We start from the raw sequence: 18,738 nt of genomic DNA, 5'->3' as shown, positions 1-18,738 counted from the left end.
CGGGCTTTATGTAAATACATCAGGAGTTGACTACACAAAATCAATAGAGGGCTGCAAAACTTGACAAGCGAAGCGGACTTGATAATTGGTAATGAAGCTGCTGAATCAACAAACAGCAAGTACATATTAGTAAACGACCCTAACATAATAAACCCATACAAGACAGCAATGCTGAGCAACCCGAACATCAAATGGAACGTGTACTCAGGATCAATAGGATGGATTGCAACTCCGACACTGGATCCTAATGACGGTTCAATAACAAGCCTGTACATGGCTAAGATACCGTATACAGAATGGGCAGGAAGAAAAGCGACGCCAGTCAACAGTTTGGATACATACAACTTTGCAGATGGGCTGGAGCAAAGATATGGAGTGGAAGCCTTGGGAACTAGGGAAAGACAGATATTCAGCAAATTGAATGGAATTGGAAACAACGAGGAAGTATTGCTGTACCAAGCATTTGACGAAATGATGGGACACCAGTATGGAAACCTTCAACAAAGAATCAATGCAACTGGAGGCTTGCTTGACAAGGAGTTCAAGTACCTGAAACACGACTGGAGAAATCCATCTAAGCAAAACAACAAGATTAAGGTATTCGGCATGAGGGACGAGTACAACACTGATACGGCAGGAATCATTAACTATACAAGCAACGCCTACGGTGTAGCCTATGTTCATGAAGATGAGAAAGTGAAGATGGGCAACTCAAGCGGATGGTATGCAGGAGCTGTAACAAACAGATTCAAGTTCAAGGATATTGGAAAATCTAAAGAAAACCAGACAATACTTAAAGCAGGAGTGTTCAAGACAATGTCGCCTAAGAAGGACTACAACGGTGCATTGCAATGGACAATCGGCGGAGATGTATTTGTAGGTATTAACGACATGAAACGTAGATACCTGGTTGTAGACGACGTATTCCAGGCAAAATCTGACTACCATTCTTATGGAGCGGCTCTAAAAACTGATCTGGGATACGATGTAAGACTGAGCGAAAGAACACATTTCCGTCCTTATGGAGCCTTGAAGATGGAATACGGCAGATTTAACAGCATCAAGGAAGACAGAGGGGAAATGAGGCTGGAAGTAAAAGGAAACGACTACTTCTCAGTAAAACCTGAAGTTGGAATGGAATTCAGATATGTTCAGCCGTTAGCAGTAAGAACGAACTTGACAGTGGGACTTACAGCAGCCTATGAGAATGAACTAGGAAAAGTTGGGGATGTAAACAACAAGGCAAGAGTGAGATACACAACAGCAGACTGGTTCGGAATCAGAGGAGAAAAGGAAGACAGAAAAGGAAATGGTAAGTTTGACCTGAATGTCGGCGTTGACAACACAAGATTTGGAGTTACAGTAAATGGAGGATACGATACTAAAGGTAAGAATGTAAGGGCAGGTATTGGATTTAGAGCTGTTTACTAAATTCTGAACTGATAATATATTTAAATTTTAAAGAAAAGAAAGTATCTGTTTATCAAATAGGATATTTGTAAGGCTATGTAAAATTTTTTTGTAAACCTCTAAATAATATATGGTAAAAAACTGTATAATATTTGGAGGTTTTTGTTATAGCTAATACTATAAATAGAGTTCTAGTATAAAAAGAAAATTGACAAAGAAATTTTTGATAATTATGATATATTAAAGATATGTTTAAGGATATGCTATTAATTATTATGGGTACTTTCAGAGTTACTTCAATGCTAAATTTCATTTCAAAAAAAAGAGTCATTTAAATTTTTAAACGACTCCATATTTTTTATCCTATGCCATTCCAAAAGTTACAAATCTTAAGATACGTCCAAACACAGATAACTGCTTATAATTATTTTGAGCTAAAATATCCACAGTTCCTACAACTTTGTTATCATTCGACAGTACTTCCAGCTTACCAATTACATCTCCTTTGGAAATTCCTTGTTTTTCAGCCGTAACCTGTAAATCCTTTACTTCAAATCTATAATTTGTATTATCAATTTGATATACATTGCTTGAAAGGACACCGTTTATTTCCTTTTGTTGAGCATTTTTTACTTTAAATTTGCTTCCTATTTCTTGTCCTGCCTTATAAACTGGGATCATTCTTTTTTCCAGCTGTGTAAATTCTTTTTTCTGATCTTCAGTCCTGTCACTATCTGTCTTATTTCCCAATGTTACTGAAATAATTTCAAGATTTCCTATTTTACTTGAAACAATCATATTGTATCCTGCTTGTGCATGAAATCCTGTTTTTAGACCATAAATGCCAAATTGATCCAACAGATGATTTCTATTATTATAAACTACATCTTCTCCTTCAGAGTTTTGTAATACCAATTCAGATTCCTTCATCCAAGCTCTTAATCTTTCATCTCTAATTGCTCTTTTTCCAAGAAGATACATATCATAAGCTGTAGAAATGTCCATATTTTTCTTAGTCATAGAAGATGGCAGACCCGCTGGAGTATAATAATGTGTATCTTTCATTCCAAGTTCTTTAGCCTTTTCATTCATCAATTTTACAAAATTATCATAATTTCCATGCCCAATGTGATATGCTACCAAATATGCTGCATTATTGGCAGAATAAATAATTTCAGCACGTAATAAATCTCTTAATGTATAACAATCGCCAGCTTTTGCATTTAACCAGCTTCCACCCATATTTACTATTTCAGATGTAAAACATACTTTGTCATCAAGTTTTGCATTTCCTCTATCCACTTGATCAAGTGCAACAAGGATATTCATAACTTTTGTAAGTGAAGCTATCGGATGCTTTTGTCTTGACATTTTATCTTTCAAAACTTTTCCATCTGTAGTCGCAATATATTTTATTACTTCTCCAGAATATTGTGAAACACCTTCTTGCTCATGTTCTATCGCTTTTACAACTTTTTTTTGTGGAGCTGGCTTACTGCTGTTACTTTTGGAAGATTTATTTTTATTATTGACTTCCTTTGCTTTATTATCCTTTAAATTTTTCTGATTTGCAGCTTTTACATGTTCATTATTTTTTTCAATGTTATTTCTTTTCTCGCTTTTTCCAATTTTTGAGCCTTCCCTTTTTACAGCCCAATGTTCAACCTCGCTATGTCTTTCACTATTTTCTCTTACAGCTGGAGAACTTTTTTTCTCTTCCCTGACTGTAACGCTTTCTTTTGGAGCAACACTCCCATTTTCCTGTTCACCTTCCGCATAAATCAGTGACGCAAGTAATACAGCAACACCCAAAACCAAAACTCTTTTTACTCTTTTAACCATTCTTTTCCTTTCTCATATTATTTAAAATTGATAATTATAACGAACCACTTTAAAACAATCTTATAGTAATTTTTATTTAAAATATTTTATTTTAGTTAATGAAATTTATTTCTACTAAAGAGATCTACTATGTAAGTAAAAAATAATATAAAACAAAATTTAAAAATTACAATATTATTTTTTTAAATTATCCAGATTATATTTACAATAATCCCGAATTTCACATATATTACATTTTGGACTTCTAGCAATACACTTATCCCGTCCGTGTAAAATCATATAGTGCGAATACACAAACCAGTCCTTTTTTGGCACAAACTTCATAAGTTCTTTCTCTATAATTTCAGGATTTTCACTTTTTACAAATCCAATGCGATTAGACAGCCTTTTTACATGTGTATCGACTACAATTCCCTCTCGTATGTTCCAAAGTTCACCAAGAACGACATTTGCAGTTTTTCGACCTACGCCTGGCAATTCCACTAGCTTTTCCAGTTCCTTTGGAATTTTATCATCATATTTTTCCAGCATCATTTCAGCATTTAATTTTATATTTTTGGCTTTATTTCTATAAAATCCCGTCGACTTTATGTACTTTTCCAATGTTTCTAAGTCCATTTCCCTTATATCCTTTGGATATTTCACAACTTTAAAAAGTTCCTTTGTAACAATATTTACACGTGCATCAGTGCATTGAGCCGAGAGAATCACTGCTACCATTAGCTGATAAGGCGTTTCAAATTCCAAAGCTGCTTTTGGATTCCCAAACTTGTCCTTTAATATTGGAAATATCTTTTTAAATCTTTCCTTCTTTGTCATTTTTCTCTCCAAAATTTTAAAAAAATATTTTTACGTTTTTTCTAAAAAAAATTTTATTACTTCCAAAATAAAAAAATGTATTGGATAAAATAAATAAAAAAAGTACTTCATACTTCTTCCCTTTTTTCCGTTATACATAAAAATAAATACTAATGAAATTAATGAAAAAAATTGAGTGTCAACTAAATCAAAGACCTTTGGAAAAATCATATTAAAAACATTTAATACAAGAAAATTCATCAAAATTTTAAATTTATAATTTCTAAAAATATTAAAATTCATAATAAGCAGAATCCCATACATTCCATAATCCAATTTAAATTTTTGTGAAAAAAATAAAATAAATCCAATTAAAATAATTTTCAAAATTATATTTATTTTTTTTAAATTAAAAATATAAATAGACAAAAGCCCTAAAATAATGTAAAAAAATATTCATTGAATAGTCATAACCAAACAGGATTGATGGCATTTGAATACTAACAGCAAAAATAAATAGCCTGAAAAGATACTTTTTTAAACTCCGAGTATGCACATACCCTTCACTAAGTGTAAATGCAAATATCGGAAATGCAATCCTTCCAACAACATTTAAAATTTTACTTCCACCAATTATATAATGATAATGATCTAAAAACATTGTTACTATCCCAATTATCTTTAAAATAAATAAACTCAACTCATCTCCTAAAATTCATAATTAAAAACTGTGATGACATATCTAAAAAAACTATAATTTTTCTAATAAATATATCATATTTAATAATATCATTTTTTTAGTTTAATTTCAAGATTTTTTTAGAAAAAAAAAGCAATCCATATTTGTTATATACAAAAGCCAAAGATGGATTACTATTTTTTTAATTACTAAATTTAAATTTTTATATTTAAAATGCTGTTACTGTTGCTAAAAAACCAAAAATTACCCCTGGTAAATTTGCTGCTGATAATGGATAATCTTTTTGTTCTTTTAGAAGTCCATAACTTGTCCATATCGCACAGTTAATAGTAGCTGCTAAAGGTTGTAGAAAAAATGTTTTATGTCCGTGCAAGTTTCCCATAATTTGAGGAACATAAGATACATACATTATTACAGAAAGTAATGTTCCAAGCCACCCTAAAATTTTTAAATTTTTTTCACTCATTTTTTTCCTCCCGTCTTTATACTTCAATTATGCTAATTTAGTATTTCCCAACTGAAAATATAACATCTCAATTTTTTGAATATTTTATTATTATAGCATTTTTTATTCATAAAGTCAAATAAATAATTTTTATTTTTTTTAAATAGCATCTATTATGCCGATTTTATAACTTTTTTAAATTTTTCCTTGACATTAAGTAAGAAATTCGATATAATATTTTTGTTAGTTTTGCCGCTTTAGCTCATCTGGTAGAGCAACTGACTTGTAATCAGTAGGTGGTTGGTTCGAGTCCGACAAGCGGCACCACTTTAAAAATATCACTCATATTATAAGTTTAGAACTATTTTATTTCGGTAAAATAGTTTTTTTTATTTATTTTATAAATTTTTAAATTTTACATCAGTAAAAATTATTTTAACTCTTCTGTTATTTCCTCCTTTACCTTTTATTTTTTCAAAAGAAAAAAAGAAAAATCTGATAAATTCAAATCTTTCTTTTCTAAATTAATTTAAATATTCTTTATATTATTTTTTAGTTTTTTTAGCCAATAATTTATTATGTTCCTTTATTACTTCATTAAAATTTGCAAGTATATTTTCTGGTATTCCATTTTCTGTTTGTGCAAAGAAACTGTCACTTACTGAAGAATGCGAGGCTTTTTCCTTTTTCTCTATTCTTTGAATAAATACGTTTACAGATTGATTAAATTTGTTGGCCTTTTGAACAAATTCGCTGTGATCTCCAGGCATATATCCTTCTTTTTCAAGCTGTTTTGTATTTTTCAAGGATTTTTCAAATTTTATAAGAGCCTTGTCCATTTTTTCTTCAATTTTCTTAAATTGTTTAGCATTTCCCTTTTCAATAAAGTCACTTGCATCTAATTCCTGCCTATGTATTTCCTTTATAATTTTTTCACCTTCAGTAATAAACATAAATTGATTATATGTAATAAACTGTTTTCGTTTATCATAATCTTTTATCATTAATTTTTTTATTTCATCAGATTTTTTTTCAAACATATTTTTATAACTTTTAGTAACTTGATTATATTTATCCAATGTTGCAAGTAATTGTGTGTGCAAAACCTGTGCCTTTTCATAATTATCTTTCAGATATTCTTTATTTTTATAATATGTTCTCATTTCATCTGTAATTGGCATCATTTTTTCAAGTATTGGAATCATCGCAATTGCCTTTTTATCCAGTTCATCTTTTTTTTCCTTATTAGTTTCCAATTCCTTTAGTTTATCAATGAAGTTTTTGTCAATCGCAATATCAGCTGTAATATCCTCATTTTGAATAGTTCTAAATTTTTTATCTGTCCCAGCATCTTCAAAATAGTACAAAAGACCTTTGTCAATATTAAGTATTCTATTATAAAAACGTATGTGCTTACTGTATTTATCCTTATTTCTGTTTAATATAGCTTGCTCTTTAGAAACACCGTTTAATGATTTTTTTTCTACTTTCCCCGATATCATTGATAAAAATACTATCCCTAACATAACTAGTACTATTATCCCTATTTTTTTCATATAATACTTTCAATCCTCCTCTATATTTATAGTAAAATTATTTTAAAACTCAATCTAAAAAGTTATGATTATTTTCCAATTTCTAGCATTTGACTTGATTTCCAGACAATCCATCGTCTAAATTTTTTGAATTTTATTTCAAACTTATTTTATTTCCTTTGTACAATTATAATAATTTTTATACATAATGTCAAATAAAAAAATATATTTTTGAAAAATTTTCAAATATGTGTTATACTAAATTCATCAATTAAAGATGTTAAATATTTATCATTCAAAATTGGTTACATAATTATTAAGTAAAAATTTATGAATTTAACATCAAATTAAAAAAGGAGAATGATTTGAGATGAAAAAAATATTGCTTATTGTTTCTATGTTTATGATATTTATGATTGGTTATGGAAAAGGAAAACCTCTCGATGTAAATATGGAAAATGGATCTAAGATTCCTAGTTTTCAATTAAGGGATTTCAATGGAAAATATACAAATAGTAAAAAAATATTTAATAATGGAAAACCTACATTATTAATTTTTGCAGCCGAATGGTGTCCACATTGTCGTTCAGAATTACCTGACATTCAAAAATTTTATGAAGAAAATAAAGAAAATGTAAATGTAGTAGTTGTCTTTACAAGAAGAAAAACAAATTTATCATCAACTAAAAAATATGTAGAAGAAAGCAAATTTACTTTTCCAGTTTACTTTGATGCCGATGATTCATTAATGACAGGATTCAAAGTAAAAACTGTTCCGTATAACATAAAAATTGAAAATTCAAAAATTCAGGAAATTTTAGGTGGAACAATGCAATATGATGCTATAAAATCTGCATTTTATGTTGAATAGATATACTAATTAAATTTTAGTTTTCACATTTATCAGGATTTAAAGTTTTTATCTTTAAGTCCTTTTTTTTAAAATTCATACAACTTTTGATTCACTTCAAAACTGCATATCGCATTGCCTAACTAATTTTTTATAAAAAAGTGAGCATTTTTGTGCCGCTTCATAAATCTTTTCTGTTCAAAATAAAATTAAGTCGTCCTAGTCTTCATCATCATATTCATAATAGTAATAATAATCTCCATTATCATCATCATAATAATCACTATCATCGTCGCCGTCATAGTAATAATAGTAGTAGTTATCGTCGTCATAGTCATCATAATCATCATAATCTTCGTCATAGCTATCATAGTAATTGTCAACATAATTTGGGGTATAATCATTATTGCTGTCATAATTATTTTGAGAACTGCTTTCTTTTAGGGAATTTTTTACTCCGCTTACAATTTTATCTCTGTATTTTGCCCATCCAGCATTTGCATTTGCTGATATTAGTGCTAACATTGCTAGTATAAAAATTTTGTTTTTCATTTTATTATTTTTCCTTTCTTAAAAAGATTATTAATCCATATTGTCATACATTCTTGCAAATTCAAATAATCTATCTTTTGTAATTTCTTGATAAGTCATTATTTCAATATTTGCAGCCGCTCTTCCACCCATCATAGGATTTCCATCTTCATCATTGTTTGAATTTTCTACTTTTCTTTTTCTTACTTTTAGCCATTGCCTTTGTTCATTTCTAAGTTTTATTTTTTTTCCTTCTGGCAATCTTTCCATAATTAAATTGTAAACTTTAGTAAGTTCATCATCTAATTTTTCGTTAAGAGCTTTATTCGCTTGAGTTTCTTCAACGCTCCATCCATTTTCATCGCTCACTTTATCTCTTCTTGCTTCGTAATTTGCCACCCTGTTTTCCAATTTTTCTTCATAATTTGAAATTTTTTTAGATTTTGAAGGCACTTCATTCTTTTCTTCTTTTTTTATTTCGCTTGTCTTGATAATTGCTAAATTTTGCTGTTCCTGCTGCTTTGTAGTTAATTCAGCATTCTGTTTTTCTAAATTTGCTATTTTCTTTTCCAGTTCAGTATTTTTGTTTTTACAAGAAATGCTTCCAAATAACAGTAGAATAATTCCCAATTTGATAATTAATTTTTTTATTTTCATACTTTTCTCCTTTTAGAATAGATTTTAGTTATTTGTAAAAGGTTAAAAATTCCAATAGACACAGTATTTTTAAATTTTTAGCTTTATTATTTTCCTCTGCTCTTAAACAAGAGATATTACCCTTTGTAATAAATACTGTTCTTAGTTCGTTTGCTTCTGTAATTGTTCATAATAAGTTGAGAAGGTTTTGATTATATTAAAAAATAATTTTATTTTGTTATAAGTATACTATAAATTTTTTCAAAGTCAATAATCAGTATTGTAAAATTAATTTGATTTTTGAAGGATTTGAATATATAATAGAAAGCGAATGAATAATTGTAAAAGTAAAAAGTAATGGAAATGGGATTTTATAAAAAATAAGAATTTTAGACAAAATCAAATTAATTAGATTTTATAGACTTTTACAAATGGATAAATGACTGGAAGAGAATAAAATTTAGGAGAGATTATGAAAATATATACTGCTCCGATGGCGGGCATTACTGATTATTCTTTTAGAAAGATACTTAAAAAATTTGAACCTGATTTTTTATTTACTGAAATGGTGAATGCTAATTTATTGAATCGAGAAGACGGAACTACTGTAAATGAGCTTTTGAAATGTGATGAGAAGGAAAAAACAGGAACTCAAATTTTTGGTGGGGATAGAAATGAGCTGGTTTCTGGAATTTTTAAATTAAAAGATTTTGGATTTAGGAAAATTAATATAAATATGGGGTGTCCACAGCCTAAGATTACGAAAAATGGGGCAGGATCAGCACTTTTGGAAAATTTTGAACTGGTTGAGGAGGTACTCTTGGAAACAAAGGATATTGAGGCTGATATTTCTTTAAAAATCCGTGTTGGATATAGGGAGTTTCAAAATCCTGAGATTTTTTTGAAATTAGCAAATAAATATAATCTTGATTTTATCTGTGTTCACGGACGGACTCAAGAACAGATGTATTCTGGAACTGCAAATTGGGAAATTGTAGAAAGATTAAGCAAGATGCCAAGAAATATAGAGTTTTTTGGAAACGGAGATTTATTTGATCCTTTTGAAATAAAACAGAAAATATCTTTTTGCAATCTCGATGGAATAATACTTTCACGTGGAATAATTGGAAATCCTTGGCTAATCTTACAAACAAGGGAATTTCTAAAATTTGGGAAAATAAATACAATTCAGACTTTTGATGAAACAAAATCAATTGTTTTGGAACATTTGGAAAATATTGAGGAAAATAAGGGTAAAATAAAGGCTGTACTAGAAATAAATAAGTTTTTGCGACCATATTTTAAGAAATTTTGGGAGAAAAATTTGAATAAAAATAGCGAAATTGTTACAGTTGAGGATTTTTATGATGAAAATTTGAAAGGTAAAATTGATAAAATTATTTTGGAAAAAGAGATTCTGGAAAAGATAAAAATGATAAAACAGCTGTAATTTTAAAAATACTGAATTAATTAGACTTGTTCGATAACTATACAAACTCAGAATACAATAAATAAAATATTCTAAAGCAAAGGGTCTTGATGCCTTGTAGAGAGATTATCAAACATATCTATTGAGTTTTATTGACTTTTACAAATATATTCAAACCCATTCAAAATCAAACTATTAAAAGTCATATAAATTTAGGGTTTTAGTAAATATAGTTATAGCTTTGAGTTCAGTTTTAAATCAGTTTTGCTAGAGTTAAAAGTAATTGAAGAAAGGAATAAAAATGGCAAGAAATAATGAAAAAATTTCATTACTGATAAAAAAATTGAAGTCTATAAATGAAAATATTTTTTTTGATTTATTAGTTGATAATCTCAATAATGAGGTGTTGGAAAAGAAATTTGGAAAACCATTTAATAAGAATTCGATTTTTTTTGAAAGGGAAATTGGAATTGTTAAAAAAATTGATGAATCAAATAAAGAATTTTTGAGAAAATTAATAGATATAAATAATTCTTATATTGAGAAGAAATATTTAAATGCAAAGAAAAATCTGAATTTGGTAAAAGAAGACTGCTTAAAAGAGTTTAAGAGAGATAAAATTTTAAGAGTAAATGGAAGAGGCTTGAATCCAGAGCAAATGATAATGTATGTTTTGAGTACAGATAATCTAGTTGAACTTTTGGATTTTTTTAAGGAAGAATATTTTAAATATATTGAGAAATTGGAAGAGAATAAGCGAAAAATACTGGAAAAAGAATTATTTTTGAAAGAAGTTGTGGAAGAATTGGAAAATGAGGATTTAGAGAAGGAATTTCAAGAGTGTTTAGATACGAAATATAAAAATGTTAAAAAGAGAAATTTGGAAAAATTATCGGAAAAATATAATTTGGAATTTAATGAAAAACAGAGAAATTTTAATGTTTCAGCAGAGTTTATTAGTTTTTTTGATGAGAAAATGAAGGAATATTTTTTAATGCGAGAAAATTTTAAAAGGGGATTTGAATTTTTTAATATAAATTCGTATAAGGTTAGTGAGAAAGAAAGAGATTTGGAAGAGATTATTACTGAAATTGAGGGAATTGAGCAGGAAAATAAATTTTTAAATTTTGGTTATGACAAACTCGAGAAAGAAAATAAAAAGTTGAAGGAAGATTTGAGAAAACATAGGAATAAAGAGGCTGAAAAAACAATTGAAAAGCAGAAAAAAGAAATTGAAAAGTTGAATATTCAAATAAAAGAACTTCAAAAAGAAATTGAAAATATGGAACAAGATGAAAATGCCAAAGTAGTAGAAAATGTGAATATAAAAGAATTACCAGAAGGAAAAGCAATAGATTTGACAAATCAGAATGTGAAAGTAGTAGGTGGAAGATGGAGTCAGAAAGTTATTGAAAAGGCTGAAAAATATGCAAAGGAAAAAGGCTTTAAGATAGAATTTATCCATGCCACCTCCGTTTTTAGAAACTCAGATAAATTAAAAAATTCAGATATTATAATTTTCGATACATCATATAATTCTCACTCGGCATACTACAAATTAAAAAGCTATGGATTGAAAATATACAGAATTTCAACTTCAAATTTAGATAGAATTAAAAATCTTTCTAAATAATTTTTTATAATTTTATTGTTTTACAGGAAAATAGTGCCATGTTTATTGGAATTTACAAATACCTGTTCGATAATTATAAGAACTTAGAATTTAATAAAATAAATATTTTAAAGCAAGGTTTTTTTGCTCCCTTGTAAAGATAAAAAATCTTAGGTTATTGAAAATATCTAATGACTAAAAAAATGAAGAAAAAGGAGAAGATAAAATGATTTTTACAAATATAAATGATAAACTGCAAAATAGCAGTCTAACAAAGGATATTCAATTTTGTATTGATTATGCTGTAAAAAATAGAAATAAGATTTTATTGCTTGAAAATGGAAGCTATGATGTTGATTACAATGGAATTAAGATGAATGTAGGGAAATATTTTACGAAAAGGGAAGAAGAAAAATTTTGGGAAAGTCATAAAAAATATTTGGATGTACAAATTATGATTGATGGAAGTGAAAGAGTTGCGATTAATGATATTCGGAATATGAGGGAAAAAAGTTTTGATTCTGAAAGAGATTTGGTTATTTTAGATGGAGATAAGATGTTTGATGTAATTATTGAAAATGGAGATGTGCTTGTATTTTTTCCAAATGATGTTCATAAGCCTGAACTTGATATTTTGGATTTTGGAAATGAAAAAGAATATGAAAATGAAAAGAAAATTGTTACAAAAGTTGTTTTTAAAATTGAACTATAATTTTAGGAAATTGTAAAAGTAAAAGATATAAAGATTGACTACCAGAAGTATTTATAATCACAAGGGGTCAAGATCCCTTTTCAGGGATTAGATAAAATTAAGAAATTAAGCATTAAGAAATACAGTATTTATTTAAAATTGAACTATTAAAAATTATATAAACTTAGGGGTTGAGTAAAATAGTCATAGCTTTTGAGTTCGGTTCTAAATTAGTTTTACTATAATTTAATAAGGAGTGTGAAGATGAATTTTCCAGAACCATTAAAACAAGGAGATAAAGTATTTTTAGTCTGTACTTCTTCGCCTATTTTGGAAGAAGATATTGAGAAATGTAAGGAAGTTGTGAAAAAACTGGGATTTGAACCTGTGCTGGGGGAGAGTCTTTTTGAGAATATTGGCGGATATATGGCGGGAATGCCTGAAATTAGAGTAAAGGATTTGCACAGGGCTTTTTCTGACAATGAAGTTAAGGGAATTTTTTGTGTGAAAGGTGGATTTAGTGCTTCACAGCTTTTGGATAAGTTGGATTATGAATTGATAAGGAATAATCCGAAGGTTTTTGTGGGATATAGTGATGTCACTAATTTGAACATTGTTTTTAATCAGAAGTGTAATTTGGGAACTTTTCATGGTCCAATGGTAAAATCGAATATGTTTGATGATTTTAATGATTTCACAAAAAAATCTTTTTTGGATGTATTGGATAAGAAAAAAGGTGAAAGATGGAAATTTAAAAATCCGATGGATGAGGAAAGTGGAGTGGAAAAGGAAATTTCACTTTTGTATAAAAAGAATTTTGAAAATAAAAAAATAAGTGGTGAAATAATTGGAGGGAATTTATCAATAATTGTTACAACTTTGGGAACTGATTATGAAATTGATACAAAAGGGAAAATACTTTTTATTGAAGAAATTGAGGAGGAAATAAGTAGAATCGACAGAATGATGGTTCCGCTTGGGGCAAAATGTAGTGTGGAAATTATGGAAGATGGGACTGAGATTTATTTTGAAAAATAATTTTTAGAATAGTTGCTATCGTGAAGGATAGCGATTATTTTTTTGTTTTTATGACATAATTCTTTATATTCATTAAAAATAAAGTAAATTATTAAATATATCCAGAGCAATCCTGAATTTTATTTAAAAAATAGAAATTATACTTTAGTTATTGGGAACAAAAGAATTCATAAGAGATTTACTACCTAAATGCAGAATAGTATAAAATAGAGATTAAATAAAGTTATAATTTTGTTAAAAAAAATGATATTCTATGAAACAAATGTTATAATTTGCTTTAGTATTGTATATTGTTTCCTATTTAAATATAGATTTACTTTAAATTATAAATAATTAAAAAAATTTAAATAGGAGGATTTTAAGAAAGGAGATTGAATGATTAAAAGTTTTGAAAGTAAAAAAATAATGGCTTTACCAATGATGATGATATTTGGAATACTTAGTTATGGAACTAATGTGGATGACTTGATTTTGCAGTATGAAAAAAATTCTTATACAACTAAGATTAATGAGAAAAGTATGAAAAAGTTTGATATAAAGGATAAAGCTCTAAAAAATGGAGATTGGAATGAGATTACTGTAAATTCGGACAATAATTATACATTGCATAGCGAAGCGAATGGACTTACTATGGAAAATAATGTGAAATATGGGATTTTTTATTATCGAAATGGATATAATTTTAGAAGTAAAGAAGTTACACAAAATAAAATTGGAATTTCAAAAACTTTGAATGATTATTTTGGATATAGCGATAATAATTATAATAAAAAAACAAATCAAATTTCACGAAATATACAGAAAATTACTAATGAAGCTACTAAAAATTCAGAAATTAGGGATTTAATTGATTTATATAAAAATTATAAAAATAAAGAAAAGGAAATTGAACAGGAAGCACTTACAATGGAAGATACAAAAAAGGATTATGCAATTCAGGCAAAAAAATATGAGGTTGGAACAGCATCAAAATATGATTATGAATTGGCAAAAAATGAATATGAAAATTCTCAATTAAAATATGAAAATCTTGGAAGGGAATTACAGATTTTAGGAGAACAGTTTACGATTTACAATGTAAAATTGCCTGAAAAAGGGAAACTTGATGATTTGAAAAAGATTGAGCTGAAAAAGGATGATTTTTATGGACTTAGATTGTCGGAAGCTGAAACAATTGAATTGAATACGCAGCTAAATGCAGAACAGTTAAAGAAAGAAATGATTGATTACAAGTATCCCAAATTGACAGGAGATATTGGTTATTCACTAAAAGATCATTCGGTTGTTGCAGGGCTTTCTGTTTCAAAATCTTTTAAGAGATATAATGACACAGTGGAGGATTTGAAAAATGAAGCGGATAAGTTAAAATTACAATACGAGCAGAAAAAGAATGAACTGATGTCAAATGTTGGACAGCAGATGATAACCTATACTACTTATCAGACAAATGAATTAACAGCTGAAAATACGATGAATATAAAAAAAAGAGAATATGAAATTTATTCAAAAAAATATGAACTAGGAGTCGATACATATTCAAATTATGTTGAAAAACGGAATAATTATAAAAAGGCTGTAATGGATTACGAAACTGCTAAAAATGAATTGGCGGCATTTACTAAAAAAATAAAATATTATAAGTAATGTTCTTAAATTTTATAAAAAAACTAAAAATTATATTTCAGTTATTTTGTAACCGGGATTCTAGATATTTTATGAAAAAGAATTCATAACAAATTTACTTTTAAATAGGGAGTAGTGTAAAAATAGAAAAAATAAAGAAAAAAAGGTGATTTTATGAAGAAAAATTATATTTTAAAAGATAAAAAGGATAAAAAAAATATTGCAAAAATATTTTCAATTTTTAGTATTTTATTATTTTGTTTAATTAGCTGTGGAAAAAAAGATGAAGGGGCAGAATATGAAGTGACAAGAGTTGGGATGGGAGATATTTCACTCTCAGTTTCAAAGACAGGACAAGTTGTGTCGGATAATGTAGTGTCGGTTTATACGAGTTCTAGCCAAAGGGTAAAAGATGTATTTTTTAAAACGGGTGATAATGTAAAAAAGGGAGATGTAGTTGTTACATTTTATCCAGCAGATAAAAATGAAACTTTAAGAAAAATACAGATGAAAAATTTGGAAATTCAAAAATATGAGCGAAATTTGGCTAGTGCTCAAAGTTCACTTAGAAGAAAAAAAGAAACTAAAAATTTAGAAATTCAGCAAAAGTCACGAGATTTGCATAATGCTGAAGAGCTTTATAAAGTTGGAGGGGAAACGAGGGTTAATGTGGATGATGCGAGAAAAGCATTAAGAACTTCTAGGCTAGAATCTGATACCGTTGACAGTGAAGAAAGAACTAATATAGAAGATGCAAGAACTGCACTAAAGACTGCAAAATTGGAATTGGCGACATTGCAGGAAGATATGACGCTTATAAAAAATGAGATAACAAGTCCAGTAGACGGAGTTATCACAGAAATGACAGCTGATGAAAACTATAAAGTAAATACGGAATCGACTTTGTTCAAGGTATCGGATTCTAAAAATATGAAAGTAGAAGTAAGCCTTTCAGATACGCAAGTAAAAGACATAGAGGTAGGACAAAGAGTGGAAATTACATCAGATGCACTACCTAAGGGGGAAAAAGTAGAAGGATATGTATCGCAAATTGCTGGAGTGGCGAAAAAAAGTGAAAATTTGGATGAAAGTAACACAACCGTCACTATAAAAATGAATGATACAAAAAATTTAAGACCTGGAACTACGATAAACGCCACAATTTTTTATGAAGAAAGAAAAAATGTTGTAAAAATTCCATATAGTGCAGTAATAAACGAGAATGAAAAATATTTTGTATTTACGGTTGGAAAAGATAAAAAAATTACAAAAAGAGAAGTAAAAGTAGGAGTCAGTGATGAAAGCAACTATGAAATAATTTCAGGTTTAAATATGGGAGAAAGCATAATTTCTGTTGTCGATGAAACCTTAAAAGATGGTCAGAAAATAAAAATTGCCGATCCGAAAAAACCTAAAAAAGACAATAAAAAAATAATAAAATCACAAGATGTAGAGAGTGTGCCAGCAGGTGAGGCAGCACCAGGAGGTCCTGGGCCTATGTAAAATTATGTAAAAAAATTTAAAATTTGATAAAGGAATTGTAAATTTATGATAGACGTAAAAGATATTGTAAAGACGTATAAAAATGGAAATTTAGAATTGACCGTATTAAAAGGACTTAATCTATCGGTCAAAAAAGGAGAGTTCGTCGCATTTATGGGACCAAGTGGAAGTGGAAAATCCACACTTATGAACATTTTGGGCTGTCTTGACAGTCTGACTTCGGGAACATATATTTTGGATGGTCAAGATGTTTCTAGAATAAAAGGCGATGCACTAGCAAAAGTGAGAAATGAAAAAATTGGATTCGTGTTTCAGACTTTTAATTTGCTTCCTAAAATGAATGCTGTTGAAAATGTCGCACTTCCAGCACTTTATGCAGGAGTGAAAAAGTCAGAAAGAATAAAAAGAGCAATAGAAGCACTTGAAAGTGTAGGGCTTGGAGATAGGATTCATCATAAGCCAAATGAAATGTCTGGAGGACAAAGGCAAAGAGTTGCAATTGCGAGAGCCATTATTAATAATCCAAATATACTTTTAGCGGATGAACCAACTGGAAATTTAGATTCCAAATCAACTGAAGAAATTTTGGAAATCTTTAGAAAATTAAACGATAAAGGAACAACGATTGTTATGGTAACTCACGAGGAAGATGTCGCCGAACATTGTAAAAGAATTATTAGATTAAAAGACGGCGTAATTGAAAAAGATGAGATTGTTGTAAATCGGAGAGGAGTGTAAATGGATTTTTTAGAATCACTAAAGTTGTCTTTATCCAATTTGCTTAGTTACAAAGTGAGATCATTTTTGACGATGTTAGGTATAATAATTGGGATAGGAGCAGTTATTATGATGTCGTCATTGGGAGCTGGAATGAAGCAAAATATAACAGGGGATTTAAATAAGCTAGGAGTGGGAAATTTTAATATTTCAATTGACACTTCTCCTGGACAGACTTATAAAACTGAGGATCTGATGACAGAAAAGGATATTGAAAACATAAAAAAAATAGAAGAAGTTGAAGCAGTTAGTCCAACTTCTAGTGCCTTTGCCAGAATTGAAATTGATGGAAATACAAAAATGTTTATGGGTACAGGAGTCACAGAAGATTACTTTAAAATATCAAATTTTACTATAGTGAAGGGAAGAAAATTTTTACCCAGTGAATATAAAAAAGACGGAAGATTTATAATAATCGACAGTTCCACAGCAGAACAGTTATATCCAGATGAAAACCCGATAGGAAAGAAAGTAACTCTAAATTTTAAAAAGAACAGATATGAGTTAGTTATTGTTGGAGTGTATAAAGATCCTTATTCTAGTTTAAATTTTGGAGGTGGAGGAGGTGCCCCGTCGAGCGGGCTTATACCAAATCAGTTTTTAGTATTTATTAATGGAGGGGAGCAGAATAAGTTTGAAGAGCTGCAAGTAAAGGCAACTTCTGCAAATTCGTTAAATATTGCAATGGCGGAAGTTAAAGATTTAATGTCAAGAAGAGGAAGCTCTTTTGACAAATATAACGTGAGATCAGAAAGTTCTGGACTAGATCAATTTAATAATATTTTGAATATGGTAACTTTATTTATCAGCGGAGTTGCTGGAATTTCATTATTTGTTGGTGGAATTGGAGTTATGAATATTATGCTTGTCAGTGTTACAGAAAGAATAAGGGAAGTTGGTCTAAGGAAAGCGTTGGGGGCTAGAACAAAGGACATTCTTGTGCAGTTTTTGATTGAAGCGGTAATTTTAACATTTTTTGGAGGTATAATTGGAGTTGCAATTGGATATTCTTTGGCACTTCTAATCGGTATATTTATTAAGACATCTCCAATATTAAGCCCAGGTGTAGTACTTGTATGTATATTTGTTTCTACAATTATTGGACTTGTATTTGGAGTTTATCCAGCTAAAAAGGCAGCGGCATTAGAACCAATGGAGGCGTTAAGGACTGATTAATGCTTGATTACAGTTTAAAATTTAAATAATTATTAAATAAATTTAGTAAAAATAAAAATTGATTATTCTAAAAGTTAATTAGGATAATCTTTTTTTTAATTTTTGAAGAAAATATGATATAATGTATTTGGATTTTTTTAAG

16 protein-coding genes, 1 tRNA gene and 1 pseudogene are annotated in these 18,738 nt (G+C 28.7%); 11 read left to right on the top strand and 7 right to left on the bottom strand.

All coding sequences use genetic code 11. The features are described 5' to 3' along the window. Window positions 1-198: 198 nt before the first annotated feature. Entirely contained in the window at window positions 199-1,431 is a 1,233-nt protein-coding gene (locus F1564_RS06975; RefSeq protein ID WP_232053360.1) for an autotransporter outer membrane beta-barrel domain-containing protein, read from the top strand. 342 nt (window positions 1,432-1,773) lie between these two features. Here F1564_RS06975 and F1564_RS06970 read toward each other — a convergent pair whose 3' ends face one another. From F1564_RS06970 to F1564_RS06955, 4 genes and pseudogenes are all read right to left on the bottom strand, one after another. Then, window positions 1,774-3,252, bottom strand: coding sequence for a D-alanyl-D-alanine carboxypeptidase family protein (locus F1564_RS06970; protein WP_018449615.1), 1,479 nt, complete (start codon window positions 3,250-3,252; stop codon window positions 1,774-1,776). A 174-nt stretch (window positions 3,253-3,426) separates the two neighbouring features. Further along, entirely contained in the window at window positions 3,427-4,071 is a 645-nt protein-coding gene (gene nth / locus F1564_RS06965; RefSeq protein WP_018449616.1) for an endonuclease III, read from the bottom strand. 30 nt (window positions 4,072-4,101) lie between these two features. After that, a pseudogene (locus tag F1564_RS06960) lies at window positions 4,102-4,711 on the bottom strand (TraX family protein). A gap of 247 nt (window positions 4,712-4,958) precedes the next feature. Further along, a complete protein-coding gene (locus F1564_RS06955) occupies window positions 4,959-5,216 on the bottom strand; it encodes a SemiSWEET family transporter (protein ID WP_018449618.1) in 258 nt (85 codons plus the stop codon). Between the two features lie 230 nt (window positions 5,217-5,446). Here F1564_RS06955 and F1564_RS06950 point away from each other — a divergent pair. Further along, window positions 5,447-5,522, top strand: a tRNA-Thr gene (locus tag F1564_RS06950). A gap of 218 nt (window positions 5,523-5,740) precedes the next feature. Here the strand turns inward: F1564_RS06950 and F1564_RS06945 are convergent. After that, window positions 5,741-6,751, bottom strand: a complete 1,011-nt coding sequence (locus F1564_RS06945) for a YiiG family protein (RefSeq protein WP_018449619.1) — start codon at window positions 6,749-6,751, stop codon at window positions 5,741-5,743. A 349-nt stretch (window positions 6,752-7,100) separates the two neighbouring features. On the opposite strand from F1564_RS06945, the gene F1564_RS06940 reads away from it, so the two are divergent. Further along, the gene (locus F1564_RS06940; protein ID WP_018449620.1) at window positions 7,101-7,601 is read left to right on the top strand and encodes a TlpA family protein disulfide reductase; all 501 of its coding nucleotides are present in this window, start codon (window positions 7,101-7,103) and stop codon (window positions 7,599-7,601) included. Between the two features lie 198 nt (window positions 7,602-7,799). Here the strand turns inward: F1564_RS06940 and F1564_RS06935 are convergent, their stop codons facing one another. Together F1564_RS06935 and F1564_RS06930 are read right to left on the bottom strand one after the other, a co-directional pair. Further along, entirely contained in the window at window positions 7,800-8,132 is a 333-nt protein-coding gene (locus F1564_RS06935; RefSeq protein ID WP_018449621.1) for a hypothetical protein, read from the bottom strand. A 30-nt stretch (window positions 8,133-8,162) separates the two neighbouring features. Beyond that, a complete protein-coding gene (locus F1564_RS06930) occupies window positions 8,163-8,768 on the bottom strand; it encodes a lysozyme inhibitor LprI family protein (RefSeq protein WP_018449622.1) in 606 nt (201 codons plus the stop codon). Between the two features lie 451 nt (window positions 8,769-9,219). Here F1564_RS06930 and F1564_RS06925 point away from each other — a divergent pair, with 451 nt between their 5' ends. From F1564_RS06925 to F1564_RS06890, 8 genes are all read left to right on the top strand, one after another. After that, a complete protein-coding gene (locus tag F1564_RS06925) occupies window positions 9,220-10,197 on the top strand; it encodes a tRNA dihydrouridine synthase (RefSeq protein WP_018449623.1) in 978 nt (325 codons plus the stop codon). Between the two features lie 280 nt (window positions 10,198-10,477). Beyond that, window positions 10,478-11,809: a hypothetical protein gene (locus F1564_RS06920; protein WP_018449624.1), complete on the top strand. Its 1,332-nt coding sequence runs from the start codon at window positions 10,478-10,480 to the stop codon at window positions 11,807-11,809. 205 nt (window positions 11,810-12,014) lie between these two features. After that, window positions 12,015-12,500, top strand: a complete 486-nt coding sequence (locus F1564_RS06915) for a YhcH/YjgK/YiaL family protein (RefSeq protein WP_018449625.1) — start codon at window positions 12,015-12,017, stop codon at window positions 12,498-12,500. A gap of 243 nt (window positions 12,501-12,743) precedes the next feature. Continuing rightward, window positions 12,744-13,517, top strand: a complete 774-nt coding sequence (locus F1564_RS06910) for a S66 peptidase family protein (protein ID WP_149201926.1) — start codon at window positions 12,744-12,746, stop codon at window positions 13,515-13,517. A 375-nt stretch (window positions 13,518-13,892) separates the two neighbouring features. Then, window positions 13,893-15,161: a TolC family protein gene (locus tag F1564_RS06905; RefSeq protein WP_018449627.1), complete on the top strand. Its 1,269-nt coding sequence runs from the start codon at window positions 13,893-13,895 to the stop codon at window positions 15,159-15,161. Window positions 15,162-15,314: 153 nt separating this feature from the next. After that, the gene (locus F1564_RS06900) at window positions 15,315-16,643 is read left to right on the top strand and encodes an efflux RND transporter periplasmic adaptor subunit (RefSeq protein WP_018449628.1); all 1,329 of its coding nucleotides are present in this window, start codon (window positions 15,315-15,317) and stop codon (window positions 16,641-16,643) included. 45 nt (window positions 16,644-16,688) lie between these two features. Then, window positions 16,689-17,381 (top strand): ABC transporter ATP-binding protein, encoded by a 693-nt coding sequence (locus F1564_RS06895; RefSeq protein ID WP_018449629.1) that lies wholly within the window; start codon window positions 16,689-16,691, stop codon window positions 17,379-17,381. Continuing rightward, window positions 17,382-18,596: an ABC transporter permease gene (locus F1564_RS06890; RefSeq protein ID WP_018449630.1), complete on the top strand. Its 1,215-nt coding sequence runs from the start codon at window positions 17,382-17,384 to the stop codon at window positions 18,594-18,596. Window positions 18,597-18,738 lie beyond the last annotated feature (142 nt).

Origin of the sequence: Leptotrichia shahii, from assembly GCF_008327825.1 — a bacterium.
In the GTDB taxonomy this organism is placed as follows: Bacteria; Fusobacteriota; Fusobacteriia; order Fusobacteriales; family Leptotrichiaceae; genus Leptotrichia; species Leptotrichia shahii.
This window is presented reverse-complemented; position numbering and strand designations above follow the sequence as displayed.

Coding starts and splice junctions, on each gene's coding strand:
- F1564_RS06955 (WP_018449618.1), bottom strand. CDS start 5,216: ATGAGTGAAAAAAATTTAAAAATTTTAGGGTGGCTTGGAACATTACTT.
- F1564_RS06915 (WP_018449625.1), top strand. CDS start 12,015: ATGATTTTTACAAATATAAATGATAAACTGCAAAATAGCAGTCTAACA.
- F1564_RS06945 (WP_018449619.1), bottom strand. CDS start 6,751: ATGAAAAAAATAGGGATAATAGTACTAGTTATGTTAGGGATAGTATTT.
- nth (WP_018449616.1), bottom strand. CDS start 4,071: ATGACAAAGAAGGAAAGATTTAAAAAGATATTTCCAATATTAAAGGAC.
- F1564_RS06930 (WP_018449622.1), bottom strand. CDS start 8,768: ATGAAAATAAAAAAATTAATTATCAAATTGGGAATTATTCTACTGTTA.
- F1564_RS06890 (WP_018449630.1), top strand. CDS start 17,382: ATGGATTTTTTAGAATCACTAAAGTTGTCTTTATCCAATTTGCTTAGT.
- F1564_RS06940 (WP_018449620.1), top strand. CDS start 7,101: ATGAAAAAAATATTGCTTATTGTTTCTATGTTTATGATATTTATGATT.
- F1564_RS06895 (WP_018449629.1), top strand. CDS start 16,689: ATGATAGACGTAAAAGATATTGTAAAGACGTATAAAAATGGAAATTTA.
- F1564_RS06935 (WP_018449621.1), bottom strand. CDS start 8,132: ATGAAAAACAAAATTTTTATACTAGCAATGTTAGCACTAATATCAGCA.
- F1564_RS06900 (WP_018449628.1), top strand. CDS start 15,315: ATGAAGAAAAATTATATTTTAAAAGATAAAAAGGATAAAAAAAATATT.
- F1564_RS06920 (WP_018449624.1), top strand. CDS start 10,478: ATGGCAAGAAATAATGAAAAAATTTCATTACTGATAAAAAAATTGAAG.
- F1564_RS06970 (WP_018449615.1), bottom strand. CDS start 3,252: ATGGTTAAAAGAGTAAAAAGAGTTTTGGTTTTGGGTGTTGCTGTATTA.
- F1564_RS06910 (WP_149201926.1), top strand. CDS start 12,744: ATGAATTTTCCAGAACCATTAAAACAAGGAGATAAAGTATTTTTAGTC.
- F1564_RS06925 (WP_018449623.1), top strand. CDS start 9,220: ATGAAAATATATACTGCTCCGATGGCGGGCATTACTGATTATTCTTTT.
- F1564_RS06905 (WP_018449627.1), top strand. CDS start 13,893: ATGATTAAAAGTTTTGAAAGTAAAAAAATAATGGCTTTACCAATGATG.